The sequence below is a fragment of the Sphingobacterium multivorum genome (genome assembly GCF_039511225.1).
Classification (GTDB): domain Bacteria; phylum Bacteroidota; class Bacteroidia; order Sphingobacteriales; family Sphingobacteriaceae; genus Sphingobacterium.
Genome location: NZ_CP154261.1, coordinates 2347787 through 2366192, shown reverse-complemented (window position 1 = coordinate 2366192; position 18406 = coordinate 2347787). Strand labels below are relative to the sequence as shown.

Here is an 18406-nt window from a genome sequence, read left to right as displayed (position 1 = left end):
GCCATAAATGAAATTTAAATAAAACACCCCCAACAGCGAAAGCCGTTGAGGGTGTTTTTTATTGAATGGGTTTAGTGAATACACTATTCTAGGGTTGGATTAAATGTTCCGCCCCAATCTTTATTCTGCTTGATATTCGGATTTTTATCAATGACTGATTGTGCTATTGGAAAGAAATAATAGGTATCTGGTACCAGGTTCACTTTGTTTCCTGTACTTGGCACCTGCAAGACACTATATTTAAACTGATTCTCTTTCAACGTGTATGTTTTGGCCAATGCATTTGCATCTTCCAGTTTCATTTCAGTTCCATTAGCATTGATCGCAATAGCTTCAACTCCATGCTTTGTCGTATTGTTTAGTATATTTAACTTACGTAACCGTCGTAAATCCCAAAAACGATGTCCTTCAAAGCAGAACTCAATATTACGCTCTGCTAAAATGGCTTCACGCATTTGCTCTTTCGTAGTCGCTGCAATACCATATTTATTATCCGCACCAGGTTCTATACCCGCTCTTTTTCTGATCTGTGTCACCAAATCTAAGGCTGTCGCAAAGTCTCCGGTTTCATTTGCTGTTTCAGCATAATTCAACAGGACTTCGGCATAGCGCATCAACACAAAATCCACATCATACTGGGTTTCCACTTCGGTCTGTTTTAATGATAATTTAGAGTTTTTTAAGATAAAAAATCCACTATATCGATCCAAATTGGAAGAAGGTGTTTTTGCGTTAGGGTTTATACCAAAGTCATCTAAAGCCGGAGCAATACCTACAGAAGTGTATTGTCGTTTGCCGGTCTTTCCTGAAACTTCATAAATCTTGGCATTCCACACAATGGATTTATCAAAACGCGGATCGCGGTTTTCCCAATAGGATTGCAAAAATTGATCTTCTGTCTTATAGTATTTGCCCGTTTGATCGGAATAAAGCTTTCCATCTTTCATTGGAAAAGTTTTTACAAATTCCCAGGATGGAACGGAACCCGCTGGCCCTCTACTTTCGGAGCCGGGTCGTACTCCATTATCCCAATTAGCGACTTTATTTGGATAAGTATTAATCACAGCAAAAACAACCTCTGGTCCTTTTTCAACCAGCGCAATATTGGAATAATCTGGAGTCAAACTATAGCCATCCGCTTTAAGTTGCTCATAAGCCAATTTATTCGCAGTGTTGGCCTCCTGCCAATAAGCATTTCCATAAGGATTGGAAGGATTAAACTGGGGTGAAGCTTTATATAACAATACTTTCGCTTTAAAAGCTGCCGCAAAATCACCGTCAACCTTTCCATAATCTGCCGTACCCTTGGCAATCGTTTTTGGCAGTAAGGAAATAGCCTGATCCAAATCTTTGATCATCAGATCAAAACACTCTTTTGTAGAATTGCGGGGTACATTAAGATCATCATTTTTTAAATCTTGAGGTACCGTAATATAAGGGACTCCACCATGAATCCTGACCATATTAAAATACATATAGGCACGGAGAAACAAAGACTGCCCAATCACCGCATTTTTGAAGTCCGCTTTTAGCACAGTACTTTCACCAACTTTCTGTATCGCCGTATTAATTTTTCGGATGGTTGTATAGTCCCAGGATTTGTAAGAACCGTTGTTGACGGTGACCGCATCCAAGGGGAAAGCGATGCCAATTAGTTGTTCCGAATTTCCATCCGCACCAGCGTTCCAGTTGCCAAATAGTGGATATAGATTGGCAAGATAGCCGTTGACTAGATTTGGATCGGCCCATACCTTGGCTTCATCCAGCGAATTGAGATCATCAATGTCCAGCACATTTTTACAGGAAGACATACACAGAGCCAACGCTATTAAAGGATAATATATTTTTTTCATCTTTTTTTCATTTAAAATTTAACATCAAGTCCAAACGTAAAGGTTTTCATGACTGGATAAGAATCATACAGCTTTTGTTCCGGATCATGGAATTCTTTCATCGGCGAAAAAACAAACAAATTGGTTCCATTGAAAAACAGGTTGACATCTTTTACACGGATCTTCTCGGTCATGCTTTTCGGCAATCGGTAAGACACGTTAACATCGCGTAAACGCAGATAGGCTCCATTTCTTATCCAGAACGACGAAGGAGCTGCACCAGACTCAGCCCAACCAGAATAGCCTGTTGGACGAGGGTATTTCGCATTGGTATTATCCGGCGTCCAGACATCGGAAGCCCAAATCGGGTAATATGGACGGAAAGTATCGCCATGCTGACGCATTCCACCACCTTCTTGATTGCTGATCATCCGATCATAAGCAAGAACCCCCTGAAATAATGTCGAGACATAGAAGCCTTTCCAGCTCGCATTGAAGCCAAACCCGTAATTGATGCGCGGAGAATTATTATCCGACAATAACTGCAAATCGTTATCATCAATTTTCCCATCCGGACCTCCTGAGTAGTTCGCCCCTTGAATATCTTTATATAAGATCATCCCAGGAAAAGGATCCCTTCCGTAGGTCTTAAATCCTTTTGCTTTCAGTGCGTCGGCTTCAGCCTGTGTCCTTACTAAACCCAGTGCCTCTAAGCCGATAATTCTATTTTCTGGCCGCCCAATTCTGGAACGAAAGTTCTGCGGTTGGCCGGCAGCATACGCCGGTTCCTCGTCAATGATATCCCAGCGGTCTTTTGCATAACCCAGATTCCCATTGAGCCCATAGGTCACCTCGCCCACCTTATCATTCCAGTTCAACGAAATCTCCCCGCCTTTGTAACTTCTTGCGGCATAGTTTTCAGGAGCAAGTGCGCGACCATAGTTATCCGGAACTTTCAGTGATCTTGGTCCTAGGATGTTCGTTTCCTTGCGTGAAAACAGATCTAGGCTACCGGTCAGCTTATTCTTAATAAATCCAAAATCCAAACCGAGATTGACGCTTTTAGAAGTCGTCCAAGTGAGGTTCTGCGTCGGTGTTGCACCATACGCAATACCATTGTAATAGCGATCTCCGAACATATAGCCACCAGAGCTGTAGTATTTTTCCAGATAGCCAAACTGACCGATTCGATTAGCATTTACATCCAAATCATTACCCGTTGTACCGTAAGAAGCTCTGAACTTCAAGTCTGATATCGTATTCTTTATATCCGTAAAGAAGTTCTCGTCCGATACACGCCAGGCTGCCGAGACTGAAGGAAAAAAGCCCCACCGTTTATCGCTAGGAAACAAAGGTGATCCATCGTAGCGGAAAGAAAACTCCGCAATATACTTATCTGCATAATTATAATTAGCACGCCCAATCACGCCGCGTCTTGAATCAATTGTTTCATTGGCAGTTGTCGACCTAAAGTTCCGATCTGTAGGATAAATAAACATCTGATCCAGGGCTGTAATCGGATTCTCTGCCCGTGAAGTAACGTACGTCCCTCCTTTTTTGGACTGCTCATAAACCAATGTCCCATCGACGGAATGTTTACCAAATTTGCGGTTATAGTTTAAAAACCAGTTTACCTGATATTCCCACAATCGTTGTGGGCTGTAATCCATGAAAGGCTGACTCTGACTAAAAGTAAAGATATTGATATTCGCTTCCGAAGGTGGGGCCGGTATAAAGCGGTTGTCATTTGGATTCAGTGAAGTAAAGGTGTAGTTTTTTTGAAAGCTCATATAGCGCTTGCGCATATAGTCACTGGCAAGATAACTCCCCACAAGTTTTGTCGATAGACCTTGTACCAATTTATCCAGCTTCAAGTTTAGGCTCATAATTGGATTGACCTGCCGCACTTTGCGGTCGATATAACGATCCCCGATGACCTGATCGATCACATTCCATGCCTGCCAGCTTCCCATAGGTGTCTGTACAGGATAAGCCGTTGGCGTATTGCTCGGTGTTCCGTCTGCATTCAGGTAAAACGGATACATCTTTGGCCAGTTGAAGGTAACACGGTAGAAATCGGATACATCAAAATCATCATCATTGGAAGATGTGCTAAAAGGCCAAAAAAAGCGCTTCGAGTTGGTCTGGTTAGCTGAAATATTAAAATCCATGCTAAAATCTTCGGTAATCTGCGCGGAGATATTGCTGCGCAAATTGAACTTCTCATGGTCCAAAGATTTATAGGATCCATTTTCTTTGCGGTAGCTCAGCAAGCTATAATAAGTAATTTTGTCGCCACCACCATTGACCGATATGGATTGCCGATGGGTAAATGGATTCCGCCAGATGACATCGTTGGCATTATAATTTTTATCCTTGAAATAATCAAACTCTTTTTGTCCATTTGGGATGGAAAGACCGCGAAATTCGGCGACCCTGTTTTGATAGGTGAGCTCATCTTGTGCAGTCGTTAAATTCGCAAGAAGTTCCTGTGTTGGCGTATTAAAGGTATAATTACTTTGTACATTAAAAACTGGTGCTTGCGCTGCTCCTTTTTTCGTCGTCACAACGACAACGCCATTACCCGCCCGGGTGCCATACACTGCGGCAGTTGCTGCATCTTTTAAGAAGGTCATTTGGTCAACCTCGTTCGCTTCAAGCACATCAAATGCAGCTTTATCGCGGACCACACCATCAATTACATAAAGTGGCTCGGCAAAACTCCCCCGGATACGCAAGCTCGACGATGCTCCAGCCATCCCCGAAGTATTGGTGACATTGACCCCCGCTGCCCTACCGGCAAGTGAATTGGAAAGATTTGAACTGGGGATATTTTTTAGCTGTTCTGCATTTACGGTAGCGACGGAACCGGTGATATTCCCTTTCCGCTGCTTACCATACCCAATGATCACGACCTCTTCAAGCGCCTGATCACTCGAAACCATAACAACACTGATGTTGCCTGCGGAAACTGCTACCTCCTGCTTTGTAAAGCCCTGGTAGTTCACGACCAAAACATCACCACGCTTGGCCCGAATAGAAAAAATACCTTGTTGATTGGAGGATGCTTGAACGGATGTTCCTTTGACGGTGATGGTAGCGCCGGCTAATGCCTGACCTTTCTCATCTTTGATGATCCCTGTAACCTGATCTTGATCGACAATAGCATTGATCGGATCCAGATTCAGTGCGTAAGAATCAGGCTGACTAAACAGCAGGCAGAGCCCCAAAAGGCTAATGGGTCTCGCCTTTCCATGAAGAAAAAAATTTCTCATCATAATTACAAATTGGTTTAAAATAATAAAGAACCCTCAGGCTCAACTTTGGTTTATTTACTTAGCCTGCTTTCTTTTTGTAAAAAACAGCAAAAGTGGATTAGATTGTCTACTAAATTTAAAAAACAAATTCTTATTTACGAAATTAACATGATTTTTTAATCAGAAGTTCACATAAACGTTACATGCTGAAATAGGGAATGGAAATGGTTGACACAGCAGTGCCGATCTTCAGGTAGAACACCTAAAAACTGTGGTGAATACAGGGGTTTAAAGTGAATTTACATCCCTGTACGAATACTATCTAGGAAATTTTGTTTTCAGGCAAGCTGAGTACGATCAATGTAGAGACCCCGAATGGGGCTAAAAAAAATAAGAGTCTAAAACTGTAAACTAGCGTTTAAACAAAATTGTCTCCCGTTATATGTTGGAAGTACAACATAGCTCTTTTTCGAATTCTGTAATCGACTGTCTACCAACGGGAGCAACCAATAGGCGATTTTAGTACTTAAGATACCGACCCCAGCTCCCATAACGATATCCGAGAACCAATGCTTGTCGTTGTACATCCGCAGATAACCGGTACCTGCTGCAACAGCATATCCTGCTATTCCGTACCAAATTGACTCCTGTCTATATTCCTGCCAAAGCAGTTCGGCACCAACGAATGCAGCTGCAGCATGCCCTGAAGGAAAGGAATTATTCGCTGAACTATCAGGCCGCCATACGGGAATGGTGGATTTCATAATTTTCACGGTTGAAGTCATGATAATATTAGAAACAGCTGTCGTAAACAGGCGTTGTTTAAGGTTATGTTTGGCAGGCACCCCTACCGCGTCCAAAACAAATACTCCGGCAGTTCCAGCAAAGCGGGTGAAATCGTCCAACTTAATTTTTCGGCTAGTCCCCCTCGATACGCCGTCTCTAATGTCTTCATCTATCCCCTTTAAAAAAGGATTTCCTTTGGCAACGACGCCATAGGTGATCAGTCCTACAGGAACAGCCAGTTCCTTGTAAGGAACTTTCTTAAAAAAATGAGATCCGCTGCTCGAATCCGACGGTTGTTCCGACAGGATTTGGGCAATTGAGGTAGCCGGTACTACAAAAAGTAAAACCAGGATACAATAAAAAACAAAGTATCTTTTGTAAGTGCTCATTTTATCCGTATTTATTTTATCGTGTGCAAAGATAATATTAAAATATCCAGTAAAAAAAGACACCGGGCATTGTCAACTCGGAAACTAAGCATCTTGCACCATCCACCTTCGTCAGAGGGTCAGCTTCCCTTATAGGCTGATAGCCGTAGGGGCGAAAGCGTAATCGGCACATGAAGATGTGTCTGCTCAAAAAGCGTAAACAAAAGTCCGCCGTTTCATGGATTGATATGAACAGCGGGCTTTAGATTTAAAATTTATGTATGATCAAAGTCCTATCGTCACGCCATTGGCAATGACCGCATCTTTTTTCACAACAACAATCCCATCACAGATCATATGCGTATCAAAATCACCATCATTCAAACCAGGTCCACCAATGATACGAACGTCATCTCCAATTCGGCAGTTCTTATCCAAGATTGCATTTTCGATATAACAACGTTTACCTACACCTACCGGTGGTGGCTTTTGTGTATTTCCCAATTCCAATACTTCTTCCAACTGCTCATAGTAATCAGTTCCCATCATGTAGGTCGATTTAATAACCGTTCCTTCACCAATACGGGAACGTATCCCAATAACGGACCTCTCCAGTTTATCGCCATTTAAAATACATCCATCGGCAATTACCGTATTATTTAACGTTGTACCCGAAATTTTCGAAGGCGGGAGCATCCGCGCACGTGTATACACGGTTTCATTAAACAAATTGAAGTCCGGAATATCATCTGTCAATCCGATATTGGCATCAAAAAATGATTTGATGGTCCCGATATCGGTCCAATACCCATCAAATTGATAGCTCAATACCCGAAGTGCTTCGATAGCATCAGGTATAATTTCTTTACCAAAATCCATCCCCGGGTTGGCGATCAAAAGGTTGCGCAATATGTTTTTCGAGAAAACATAAATGCCCATGGATGCCAAATAATGCCTTCCCTGTTTATGCAAAACCGCTGAAACCTCTGAGGTCCAATTTAATACTTCATCCTTATCGGGCTTTTCGACAAAGGCAGTGATTTCATTCGCTTCGTTCGCTTTTAAAATACCAAATCCCGTAGCATCTTTACCATTGACTGGTATCGTAGCGATGGTAACATCGCCTCCATTTTCAACATGGAAATCAATCAGCTTTGAATAATCCATTTGGTATAATTGATCACCGGACAATACAAGAATGTAGTCGTAATCGACATTCAGGAGATGCTTCTGCGTTCGTCTTACCGCATCGGCTGTCCCCTCAAACCAACGATCGCCCTCATTGGTCTGCTCTGCAGCCAAGATGTCGACAAAGCCCTTACTGAAAATGCTGAAATTGTAAGAATTTTTGATGTGTGTGTTCAAAGAGGCTGAATTGAACTGCGTCAGTACGAAGATCTTATTATAGCCTGAATTCAAACAGTTCGAAATCGGAATATCGACCAAACGGTATTTTCCAGCTATTGGAACCGCTGGTTTCGAACGCTGTTGCGTCAATGGGAAAAGGCGCGACCCTCGACCTCCTCCCAATACAAGGGAAACTACTTTGTGTATCATACCTCAATCCATTAATTGGTTATAAAACTATTATCTTCAAGAACAGGGACCTGATCAGGTTTACCCTCGAGATCCTTTAAATTCAGGTTTAAGAATCCTTATTAAATTAGCAATTTTTCGGATAAGAAGCAAACAGCAATTTTGATCATTGATTCTTTTTACAATAAAGGTAATCCCCGAAAAACGAACAGAGCCATTCTTAATGTTAACCGATTAAAAGACGATGATTACAAGTCCGTGTCTCCCGTAGATTTAATATCCAAATAGACCATGCGCGCTCTCCAAACCATTCCAATCTTGGTTAGCATATGCAAGACCAACAATTAGAAATAAAACAATAAATAAGACTACTTTAATATAATTCATCTAAAAACACAGGGTACTTGCCCTACTAGAGTAATTGAACGCTATAAATTTTAATATCGTATGGAACGCAAGTGAATTACAACACTTTGCTCCTTTTCGATAGCTCCCAAAATTGAAATTAGATGATCAACTTTCGAGAGGCTAGTTAAACGCAATTTTCATTGGAGAGAAGCACGCTATTGACCTAATATTTATGTAAATTGCTAAAGTATATAGAACAAAATAGCTATGGATTCTTCACTATTGGATGAGAACTATTGGGATGAACGTTATAAGACCAAATCGACAGGCTGGGATATTGGCTATGCATCCCCTGCAATCATCAACTATGCAGCGGGGTCTATTGCTAAAGATGCGGCGATTTTAATTCCCGGTTGTGGAAATGCTTACGAGGCGAAGGCTCTCCTCGCCATGGGGTTCAGTCAAATTACCTTACTTGATATCGCCCCAACACTCGTTGCAAAGGTAAGAAGGGAATTCGAAAATAGCCCAAACATCCAAATTGTATGTCAAGATTTCTTTGAGCATCAAGGCCAGTACGACTATATTATTGAGCAAACCTTTTTTTGCGCGCTAGATCCCTTGTTACGCCCCAACTATGTACAACAAATGCATACTTTGCTCAAGCAGCAAGGTATATTGATGGGTTTATTGTTTAAACGGGAATTTGCGCAGCAAGGCCCACCTTTCGGTGGAGATCAAACAGAATACCAACACTTATTCAAATCTAAGTTTGACATTTTACACCTGACAGATTCCACCAATAGTATTCCCCAAAGACAGGGAAATGAACTGTTTTTTGAGCTGCGCAAAAAATTGTCTACTTGTCCGGCATAACCCGATAAGTGGGATCTTCCACGATATTGACCTTCACAATGTCTGCTGCATCTTTTAGCAGTGAGCGACAATCCTCACTGAGGTGCCACAATTCGATCTTTTTCCCTTGTGCAGCATAGCGTTCGGTAATTTTGTTGAGGGCATCCACAGCGGACATATCCACCACACGACTCTCCTTAAAATCTAAAATCACACGGTCGGGATCTTCCAAAACATCAAATTTATCCAAGAAGTTAGCTGTCGAACCAAAGAAAAGAGGTCCATAAATTTCATAATGCTTGATGCCCTCGGCATCCAAATATTTTCTTGCTCGAATGCGCTTCGCATTGTCCCAGGCAAATACAAGTGCGGATACCACGACACCAATCAGCACCGCAAGTGCCAAATTATGTAAAACCACCGTAATCGCTGCGACAAGAATACCAACAAAAATATCAGATTTCGGAAATTTATTGACAATACGCAAGCTCACCCATTGGAAGGTACCTATTGCCACCATCATCATCACACCGACCAGCGCTGCCATTGGTATCTGCTCAATGAAAGGAGCACCTACCAAAATAATCACTAAGATGGTCATGGCTCCAATAAAAGAAGAGAGCCGCGTGCGTGCACCAGCATTTAAATTGACCAGTGTTTGAGCAACCATGGCACATCCACCCATTCCTCCAAAAAATCCATTGATTGCATTGGCTACCCCCTGCGCCATGGATTCGCGGTTTGCATTTCCTTTGCTCGCGGTTATTTCGTCCACCATATTTAGTGTCAAAAGCGATTCCACCAACCCTACTCCGGCCATCACCAACGAATACGGAAAAATCAGTTGCAATGTTTCCCAGCTCAGGGGTACATTGGGTAAATGTAAATGGGGTAATGTCCCACTGACAGAGGCTATATCTACTACTTTTTTGGTATCAATTCCTAAAAGAGAAACCAAGCCAAACACAACGAGAATAGCGACTAAAGAGGCCGGGACTGCCTTTGTGATCCGAGGAAATCCAATCACGATCAACATCGTCAGTAGAGTGAGTCCCCCCATGATGTATAAGGTACTTCCCGACATCCACTCCACCCCCGATCCTGTATTCTCTTTAAATTGGACCACTTGCGCCATAAAAATAATGATGGCCAGTCCGTTTAAAAAACCGTACATCACAGGCTGCGGAATTAAGCGTACAAATTTCCCCCATTTAAAAAGTCCGACCAAAAATTGTAGAAGCCCCGCCAAGACGACAGCAGCAAAAAGATAATCAATACCGTGACTTGCCGCCAGGGCCATTAAAACAACCACTGTTGCACCAGCACCTCCAGAGACCATCCCTGGCCTGCCTCCCAAAACGGAAGTAATCAAACCCATTAAAAATGCTGCGTAGAGTCCCGTTAAAGGCGGTAATCCAGCCAAAATAGCAAACGAAAGTGATTCCGGAATCATCGTCATCGCGACCGTTAATCCTGCAAACAACTCATTCTTAAGATTGATCGATTTTATATTGAATATTTCAAAGGTATTGTTCATTTCTAAATTACTTGAACAGGATAATTGCTGCAAAGGTACTAATCGCACAAACACTTTTATCCTATATTTGTTATTCTTTACAAATTTTATCGCAAAACAGTATGTTCATTTCGATCAAACAACGCATTAACCAACGTCACTATAGTCTCTTTATATTTATCTTTTGGGTGCTTGTCCAGCTCGGGAATATAGGGCCAAGTAAGGCAGCACTCCTTCCAGCAAGAGACTCTTTAATGAATTCAGATAGCCTATTTCGAGCGACATCAGTCGAAAAAAATCACTTGTTCCACCGCGAGCAGCCAAAACCATGGAACAATCATCGTATCAATGTAAAACAAACAGACAGTCTATTTGATTACCAAAAAAAGAACTTCTTAAGGGCGGGAATTGAGTGGTTCTCCATCCAGGCTATTCCTGCCTCGGTTAATTACTTCATTCGAAAAGATCCTGTTTCCCATATTTCCTTTAAAAACTTCTTTAGCCATTTAAAACTGTCTGCCTGGACCTGGGACGACAATCTTTTTGCAACGAATCAAATGGCGCACCCTTATCACGGTCAGTTTTATTTCAATTCCTTCCGATCCAACAACTATAGTTTTCTACAATCAACAGCTGCAACCGTAGCTGGTAGCTATATCTGGGAAACTGCAGGTGAAACCGAACCCCCATCCATCAATGATATCATCAACACAAGCTTTGGGGGTACTATTTTAGGTGAAATGACCCATAGACTATCGCATCATATTCTTTCACGACCAAGCCTAACTAAAGGACAACGTAATAAAAAAGAACTACTGGCCATGCTGATCAATCCGATAAACGGACTCAACCGACTGCTCGATGGGCGCTGGGGAGATAAGGTCAAGGGAGCTGTTATCGACAGTTCTTTAGTGCACACCGAAGTTGAATTGGGGCTAAGACGGTTTGATGCCAAAGAACATGACATCTTAAATAAAGGAAAGAATGACGTATATGCACGTATCAAACTGATTTACACCAACAATGATATAGACAAAAAGAAACCCTTTGATGACTTCTTCCTCAATTTGGAACTCGGATCAGATGATAGTTCCATTGTCAATGCGGTCAATGTCTATGCTTCGCTATATGGAAACCGTATTCTCTCCAATTTAACAGGACGCCACCGTGGTATTGTGTCTGCACATTTCGACTTTCTGCGCAATGAAGCTTTTTATTACGGATCCCAGAGCATCAATTACAATGTCTTTTCAAACTTCAATATTGGTAGCCATACCAAGCTGACAACCATTCTTGGTGGTGGTCCGGTGGTATTGGCCGCTGTACCCGATCCCTACCTCCATTTTGGTGAAAGCCGCACATACGATTACGGACCCGGAGCTGATGTTAGGGCTTCGGCTACATTGAGCACATTGAACCGCTTTAAATTTGGTGTAGATTATCGTGGTGGATATTTTGTCACAATCAGTGGTAACAAATCCCACCATTTTCTTCATACGGCATCCACGAGTGCTTCAATGCGTATCTGGAAGAACTTTGGCGTCAACCTTTACTCTGGTTACTTTAGATTGGAAGGTCGTTATCAAGACCATAACAACGTAAACAAAGACTATCCTTTTGTCCGGATAGCCCTAGCCTACAACTCTGAATATTAGCTATAAAAAAAAGGCTTAACGCATTTGGTTAAGCCTTTCTCATCAATTTGTCCAATACTTCTTTAACGCTTCCTTTAAACGCGGGTCGTACCCGTATATATCCGGATAAGTAACAATTTTACCTTCGTCATCCAACCAAGTTGTATAATACGTGATATAAACTGGCATCTGCCGTTTTAGTGTTACCCAGCGAGACTTTGAAATGGAATCTGTCGTAATTTCTTTCGCAATTTTTTCGGCCTGTTTTTCATTATTGACAAGATAAGACGCCAAATCCACAGGTTTTTCTACACGCACACAACCATGGCTGACCGCCCGGTTGCTTTGCCCAAACATTTGTTTTGCCGGCGTATCATGTAGATAAATAGAATAGGGATTCTCGAACAGGAACTTTACATTCCCCAATGAATTATCCGAACCGGGATTCTGTTTGAAACGAAAATTCTCCACAGAATCCGAATTCCAATTGACAGTTGTAGGATCCACTTGTTTACCTTTGTAATAAGCCACCATATTGCGCGACGCCAAATAGTTTGGATTATTCCGAACACTTGCCAATAATTCTTTCTTAACAATACTGCTTGGAATATTCCATACCGGATTAACTTGCATGGCATCCAACATCCCCTGCATCACAGGCGTCTCATGGTTCTCACCTTTCCGCGTATATGCCGGATTGTCTGTTTCACCCACACACACATTCATCAGTTGGCTTGTCTTCCCATCTTCCATGATATGTAAACGCTGTTCAGGTATGTTCACAAATACATATTTCTCCGGAAAAGCATCCCCCATCCAGCGCAATTTTTCCAATACCATTAACACCTGGCTTCGTTGTGCACTGTTTAGATTCCCATTTTCCAACAAATCTTGAAATCTAGCATAATATTGATTTTTAGGCTGTATATCGGCCAAGACGTTTCCGATTTTCACGCTGTCCAATAAGTTGACAACTTTGCCATAGCTCATACGTTTTTGAGGAACGAAATACCTTCCATAAAGGCGTTTGGGATTGACCACACCATATTTGATACTGCTGATATAAGCCACGAGTCCATCAGTGCTCAATAAGTCAAGCTTCGCCAATAAAGGATAAACTTCGGCAACATCTTTGCCCTTCAGTTTTCGAAGCGAAAACAACGTTTCCTTAATCGCAGCCGTATGGAAATAACTGGTCCGAATACCATGCTCTTCACTTCGCTCGAAGTAAGTAATCATAGTATCGATACTACCATCAAAGAGATGTTCGGCAATTAAAGTCATCCCTTCAGTAGAATCCGATAATTCCTTCATCCAGCTCGAATTAACCAATTGGGATTTTTCCTTAGCATACACGTCACGGAAGACTTTTACGTAAGCAGCTGTGTCAAAATCCTTATAGGACTTATTTTCAAACTCCTTCGCCAGCACATCGCCATAAGTTGGAGGGTTATCTTTACAAGAAAAAAATACTACTGAAATAAAAACTAAAAATCGTAACATATTACAAATCGTGAAAAAGAAATGGCTTCGCAATAATGAAGCCATTTTCTGGGGACAAAGATAAATAATTCTTATGGTCTAAAGAATCTTACCTGTCATTGAATCACTACAGAATCAATCACTGTATTTTTTCAGAAAATCTTCCAGCAATTCAACCATATCGGTATTGCCCAAAAAAGCTGCTGATCGTTGGTGCAAAGTTTTTGGCTCAATATCTAGTATACGCTGAGATCCATTCGAAGCTTTACCTCCGGCCTGCTCGATAATAAAAGCGATTGGATTGCACTCATACATCAATCTCAGTTTCCCATTAGGGTGTGCAGAAGTCGTTGGATAAAGAAAAATGCCCCCTTTGAGGAGATTGCGGTGTATATCGGCGACCATTGAGCCGATATACCGTGACGCATAGGGGCGTTGCGTTGCACTGTCTTCCATTTGGCAATATTTGATATATTGCTTGACGCCGTTTGGAAATTTGGAATAATTTCCCTCGTTAATTGAATAAATTTGGCCCGAAGCCGGAATTTTCATGTCGGGATGGGATAAACAAAACTCGCCGATCGATGGATCCAATGTGAATCCGTTTACGCCCTTTCCGGTTGTATACACCAACATGGTTGAACTACCATAGATCACATAACCTGCAGCGACCTGTTTCGTTCCATGTTGTAAAATATCATTGCTATTACAAGAAACACCCGTATCAGAAATTCGTCGATAAATGGAAAAAATAGTCCCCACAGATACGTTGACATCAATATTGCTTGAGCCATCCAGGGGGTCAATACACACAATATATTTGGCATTTTTGGAAACCCCTGATTGGATGTAAACTGGATTTTCATGCTCCTCTGAGGCAACTACACAGCATTCGCCCCCACTTTGAAGTGCTTTGATAAACTGTTCATCAGCGTAAACATCCAGTTTCTTTTGTCCCTCGCCCTGCACATTAACCTGTCCTGCATCGCCTAAAATATCAACCAATCCCGCTTTATTTACCTCTCTATTTACAATTTTTGCCGCAATTCCAATATCGCGCAAGAGTCTAGAAAGTTCCCCTTTGGCATATGGAAAATCGGCCTGTTTTTCAATGATAAATTGACCTAGTGTAGTTATACCACTCATAATATTGTTTTATTGGATATTTGTTGCACAAAGCTAAAAAAGTTAAACAAACTTTAGCAAACACATGCTGCTCATATTTAGCATTTTAGCAGACTAAATACGCAATCGATTGCGCTAAGTTTTGAAAACTCTTCTTTGCTAAAACGATTATTAGCTATTAAAAAGATAATAAAAGGTGGAAAGCAGTGGATAAATTTCAAAGAGCGACGATTAGAAAAAAAACAATAAATGCTAAGTATTTGGTAATTTTGGCTAAATATTCTGATACAATGCAACAACTTATACAGCACATCGAAAAGGAAAAATTGGGAAGCCAATTGGTAAAACAGCACACGTTGATCATAGATGATAAACAGGTCGTTCACGGCGCCCTATTCATGGTCAAAACCACAAAAAAAACATTTAAACTGATGATTCCAGCGCCTTTTCACGAAGCAGTTTTGAAAGAGCAGGTAACCATCAATACATTGATCAAACATCCCCAAGTAATGCTACTGGCCTAATCAAGGGGAAATTCCCCTATCCCATACCTCCCCCCAAGCAAACAAAACATAGCTCGATTGTGTTTATCATAGCGTGATTTCGATGTTTTTCACATCACATTCCGTCTCCCGAAGACTATAAAGCTGGCTCGACCTAGAAAACGGGGGCAAATTGAAAGCATATTATCAACGGGAAATTTTACAAAAAAACCCGGTAAAAGTGTAAAAATCACCTCGATATAACTTTTAACTTTAGGCAACAAAGACAACGCTATGCAACACCGCTATACACTTTCAGGAATGTCCTGTGATGGATGTAAAACAACAATCGAACATGCATTGAACGAGTTACCTGGGGTTCATGCCGAGGTGACTTTAAACCCGCCAAGCATCACAATAACATCCCAGAAACACATTCCGTTACAGCAATTACAGGAAATAATATCCAAATTGGGGCCATATCAAATCGGCGAAGCACATCAGCATACTTCCGAGGTTCCCTCCGATCAATCCATGGAAGTTCCGCCTATCCATAGCGAACAGCAACACAACCATTCCGCTCAGTCAAATGCGACAATGCATCAGTCACAAACATTAGCTACGCCCGACAAAGCACATGGTAATCCGTCTGCGGATAAATACTATTGTCCGATGCATTGTGAAGGCGATAAGCTTTATGATTCACCAGGAAGCTGCCCCGTATGTGGCATGCATTTGGTAAAACACGATTCAGTCTCGCACAGCGATCAGGAACATCAACATAATCCGCCTATTCAATCAAGTACAGCAGTTCCTACACCCCATAGTCGCGTCCACAACGATCATAATACTACACATCAGCCTAAGACAGCATCCCCAGCCGACAAAGCACATAGTAATCCGTCTGCGGATAAATACTATTGCCCAATGCATTGTGAAGGCGACAAGCTTTACGGCGAACCCGGAAACTGCCCCGTATGCGGCATGAACCTGGAAAAGGTCCCCATGTTAAAGACAGACCTTCAATATACTTGCCCAATGCATCCTGAGATTGTACAAGACCATCCCGGAAATTGCCCCATATGTGGTATGGACCTTGTGCCTATAGCCAATGGTAATAATGCGGACGACGATCATACCTATCGTAATCTTCGTATGAAATTATGGGTCTCTATCCTATTTACTGTCCCCATATTTATACTTTCCATGGGTGAAATGCTTCCGGGCAACCCGATCGGTAAAATCATTCCGCCCAGCTGGTCGGGATGGATACAACTGGTTTTATCTTTACCGGTTGTTTTTTACACCTGTTGGTCTTTTTTTCAACGTGGCTGGGTATCTTTCAAAACCTGGCGCCTTAATATGTTTAGCCTGATTGCACTTGGTGCTGGAGCTGCGTTTGTCTATAGTTTGGTAGGTCTATTTTTTCCGCAGATCTTTCCTGACGAATTAAAAAATCACCATGGCTACATTGCGCTTTACTTCGAGTCCGTTACCGTCATTCTAACGCTGGTATTGTTAGGCCAGGTGATGGAGGCTAAAGCACATTCCAAAACCAATTCAGCGATCAAAGAACTGATCAAGCTGAGTCCTTCCGAAGCTACGCGCGTGGAAAATGGAATCGATAAAAAAATAGGCATAGATCAAATTCAACTTGGTGATATACTCAAAGTAAAACCCGGTGATAAAATTCCAGTCGACGGACAAATTACGGATGGCAACAGCAGCATCGATGAATCCATGCTGACGGGTGAACCTATTCCAGTAGAAAAGCAGGAAGGCGATCATGTCAGTTCAGGAACCATCAATGGCGACCGCAGTTTCCTCATGAAAGCAGAGCGTATTGGTTCGGACACACTCTTGGCTCAGATTATTCAACTTGTTAATGATGCCAGCAGAAGCAAGGCACCCATTCAACGGTTAACAGATAAAGTATCCGAGGTATTTGTTCCGATTGTCATTATCATTGCAATTTTGACATTTCTTACCTGGTGGCTCTGGGTTCCTTCTGCTTCCTTAGCGTTCGGCTTTGCCAATGCACTTGCCGTACTAATTGTTGCCTGCCCCTGTGCCTTGGGGCTCGCTACACCGATGTCCGTCATGGTTGGTGTCGGCAAAGGAGCCAAACATGGCATCCTGATCAAAGATGCAAGTGCGCTGGAAAAAATGAACCAGGTCGATATGGTACTAACAGACAAAACAGGTACCATCACCGAAGGAAAACCCACCGTCGATGATATTCAACCAAACTCCTCCAGTAGCAAAGACGAAATATTGTCTTTGGCTGCCGCTTTAAATACCAATAGCACACATCCTTTAGGTCATGCTATTATTGAAAGAGCAAAAAAAGAAAACAGTAAAACAGAAAATAAAGTTTCCGATTTCGAAAACGTAGCGGGACAAGGAATCAAAGGAAACATAAACGGAAACAGTATAGCACTTGGCAATCAATTATTGATGGAGTCTATCGGTATAGCAGTTCCACACGATATGAAGCAGATGGCTGAAACCGCTCAGTCCAATGGAAAAACGGTGTCTTTCCTCGCAAAAGATCAAACCTTATTGGGCTATTTTAGTATTTCAGATCAAATCAAGGCTTCATCGAAGCAGGCAATTCAATACCTCCAAAAACATCAAGTCGATGTAGTCATGCTGACTGGAGATAATGTCCATACGGCAAAGGCTGTGGCGGATCAAGTCGGCATCAAGCATTTCAAAGCCAATGCCTTGCCCAAAGATAAGTTGCAAGAGATTCATACATTACAGCAACAAGGTCATGTGGTCGCGATGGCCGGTGATGGTATCAATGATGCCCCTGCCCTTGCTCAAGCCGATATCGGCATTGCCATGGGTACGGGTACCGACGTTGCCATACAAAGTGCTTCTTTGACTTTGTTGAAAGGAGATCTTACTGGAATTGCCAAAGCAAAAGTACTGAGTCATAAATTGCTTCGTAACATTAAGGAAAACCTGGGTTTTGCTTTTGTCTATAATATACTCGGTATTCCATTGGCAGCCGGACTGCTATATCCATCTTTCGGAATTCTCCTGTCACCCATGATAGCAGCTGCCGCAATGAGTTTTAGTTCCGTTTCGGTTATTTTGAATTCTTTACGCTTAAATCGTGCAAAGATCGATATCGATTAAAAACAGATATTCCCTATATTCGCTGCTACAATAACGAC

General features: G+C 42.0%; 11 protein-coding genes. 4 read left to right on the top strand and 7 right to left on the bottom strand.

The annotated features are described in order from the left end of the window. Positions 1-83: 83 nt before the first annotated feature. From AAH582_RS09570 to AAH582_RS09555, 4 genes are all read right to left on the bottom strand, one after another. Positions 84-1853 (bottom strand): RagB/SusD family nutrient uptake outer membrane protein, encoded by a 1770-nt coding sequence (locus AAH582_RS09570; protein ID WP_343321946.1) that lies wholly within the window; start codon positions 1851-1853, stop codon positions 84-86. An 11-nt stretch (positions 1854-1864) separates the two neighbouring features. Then, the gene (locus AAH582_RS09565) at positions 1865-5110 is read right to left on the bottom strand and encodes a SusC/RagA family TonB-linked outer membrane protein (protein ID WP_343321945.1); all 3246 of its coding nucleotides are present in this window, start codon (positions 5108-5110) and stop codon (positions 1865-1867) included. A 377-nt stretch (positions 5111-5487) separates the two neighbouring features. Next, complete coding sequence (locus tag AAH582_RS09560) at positions 5488-6264, bottom strand: phosphatase PAP2 family protein (RefSeq protein WP_343321944.1); 777 nt, start codon at positions 6262-6264, stop codon at positions 5488-5490. A 264-nt stretch (positions 6265-6528) separates the two neighbouring features. Next, complete coding sequence (locus tag AAH582_RS09555) at positions 6529-7800, bottom strand: glucose-1-phosphate adenylyltransferase (RefSeq protein ID WP_046675878.1); 1272 nt, start codon at positions 7798-7800, stop codon at positions 6529-6531. Positions 7801-8394: 594 nt separating this feature from the next. Here AAH582_RS09555 and AAH582_RS09550 point away from each other — a divergent pair. Continuing rightward, the gene (locus AAH582_RS09550; protein WP_343321943.1) at positions 8395-9003 is read left to right on the top strand and encodes a methyltransferase domain-containing protein; all 609 of its coding nucleotides are present in this window, start codon (positions 8395-8397) and stop codon (positions 9001-9003) included. Here AAH582_RS09550 and AAH582_RS09545 read toward each other — a convergent pair. Next, the gene (locus tag AAH582_RS09545; protein WP_115048082.1) at positions 8987-10519 is read right to left on the bottom strand and encodes a SulP family inorganic anion transporter; all 1533 of its coding nucleotides are present in this window, start codon (positions 10517-10519) and stop codon (positions 8987-8989) included. The two genes, AAH582_RS09550 and AAH582_RS09545, sit on opposite strands and share 17 nt — an antisense overlap. Positions 10520-10620: 101 nt before the next feature. Between AAH582_RS09545 and AAH582_RS09540 the strand changes: the two genes are divergently transcribed. After that, positions 10621-12153 carry a DUF3943 domain-containing protein gene (locus AAH582_RS09540; protein ID WP_343321942.1) on the top strand — a complete coding sequence of 511 codons (1533 nt, stop codon included), beginning with the start codon at positions 10621-10623 and terminating at the stop codon, positions 12151-12153. A gap of 42 nt (positions 12154-12195) precedes the next feature. Here the strand turns inward: AAH582_RS09540 and AAH582_RS09535 are convergent, their stop codons facing one another. Together AAH582_RS09535 and fbp are read right to left on the bottom strand one after the other, a co-directional pair. Then, positions 12196-13635: a L,D-transpeptidase family protein gene (locus AAH582_RS09535; RefSeq protein ID WP_343321941.1), complete on the bottom strand. Its 1440-nt coding sequence runs from the start codon at positions 13633-13635 to the stop codon at positions 12196-12198. Positions 13636-13749: 114 nt separating this feature from the next. Next, positions 13750-14760: a class 1 fructose-bisphosphatase gene (gene fbp, locus AAH582_RS09530; protein ID WP_046675871.1), complete on the bottom strand. Its 1011-nt coding sequence runs from the start codon at positions 14758-14760 to the stop codon at positions 13750-13752. A gap of 269 nt (positions 14761-15029) precedes the next feature. Between fbp and AAH582_RS09525 the strand changes: the two genes are divergently transcribed. Continuing rightward, positions 15030-15263, top strand: a complete 234-nt coding sequence (locus AAH582_RS09525; RefSeq protein ID WP_343321940.1) for a hypothetical protein — start codon at positions 15030-15032, stop codon at positions 15261-15263. Positions 15264-15515: 252 nt separating this feature from the next. Next, on the top strand, positions 15516-18368 hold the full coding sequence (locus AAH582_RS09520) for a heavy metal translocating P-type ATPase (protein ID WP_343321939.1): 2853 nt from the start codon (positions 15516-15518) through the stop codon (positions 18366-18368). The last annotated feature ends 38 nt before the right edge of the window (positions 18369-18406 follow it).

Excerpts from the sequence above, each read along its gene's own strand:
- AAH582_RS09520 (WP_343321939.1), top strand. The coding sequence starts at position 15,516 with ATGCAACACCGCTATACACTTTCAGGAATGTCCTGTGATGGATGTAAA.
- AAH582_RS09540 (WP_343321942.1), top strand. The coding sequence starts at position 10,621 with ATGTTCATTTCGATCAAACAACGCATTAACCAACGTCACTATAGTCTC.
- AAH582_RS09550 (WP_343321943.1), top strand. The coding sequence starts at position 8,395 with ATGGATTCTTCACTATTGGATGAGAACTATTGGGATGAACGTTATAAG.
- AAH582_RS09535 (WP_343321941.1), bottom strand. The coding sequence starts at position 13,635 with ATGTTACGATTTTTAGTTTTTATTTCAGTAGTATTTTTTTCTTGTAAA.
- AAH582_RS09555 (WP_046675878.1), bottom strand. The coding sequence starts at position 7,800 with ATGATACACAAAGTAGTTTCCCTTGTATTGGGAGGAGGTCGAGGGTCG.
- AAH582_RS09570 (WP_343321946.1), bottom strand. The coding sequence starts at position 1,853 with ATGAAAAAAATATATTATCCTTTAATAGCGTTGGCTCTGTGTATGTCT.
- AAH582_RS09545 (WP_115048082.1), bottom strand. The coding sequence starts at position 10,519 with ATGAACAATACCTTTGAAATATTCAATATAAAATCGATCAATCTTAAG.
- AAH582_RS09560 (WP_343321944.1), bottom strand. The coding sequence starts at position 6,264 with ATGAGCACTTACAAAAGATACTTTGTTTTTTATTGTATCCTGGTTTTA.
- fbp (WP_046675871.1), bottom strand. The coding sequence starts at position 14,760 with ATGAGTGGTATAACTACACTAGGTCAATTTATCATTGAAAAACAGGCC.
- AAH582_RS09525 (WP_343321940.1), top strand. The coding sequence starts at position 15,030 with ATGCAACAACTTATACAGCACATCGAAAAGGAAAAATTGGGAAGCCAA.
- AAH582_RS09565 (WP_343321945.1), bottom strand. The coding sequence starts at position 5,110 with ATGATGAGAAATTTTTTTCTTCATGGAAAGGCGAGACCCATTAGCCTT.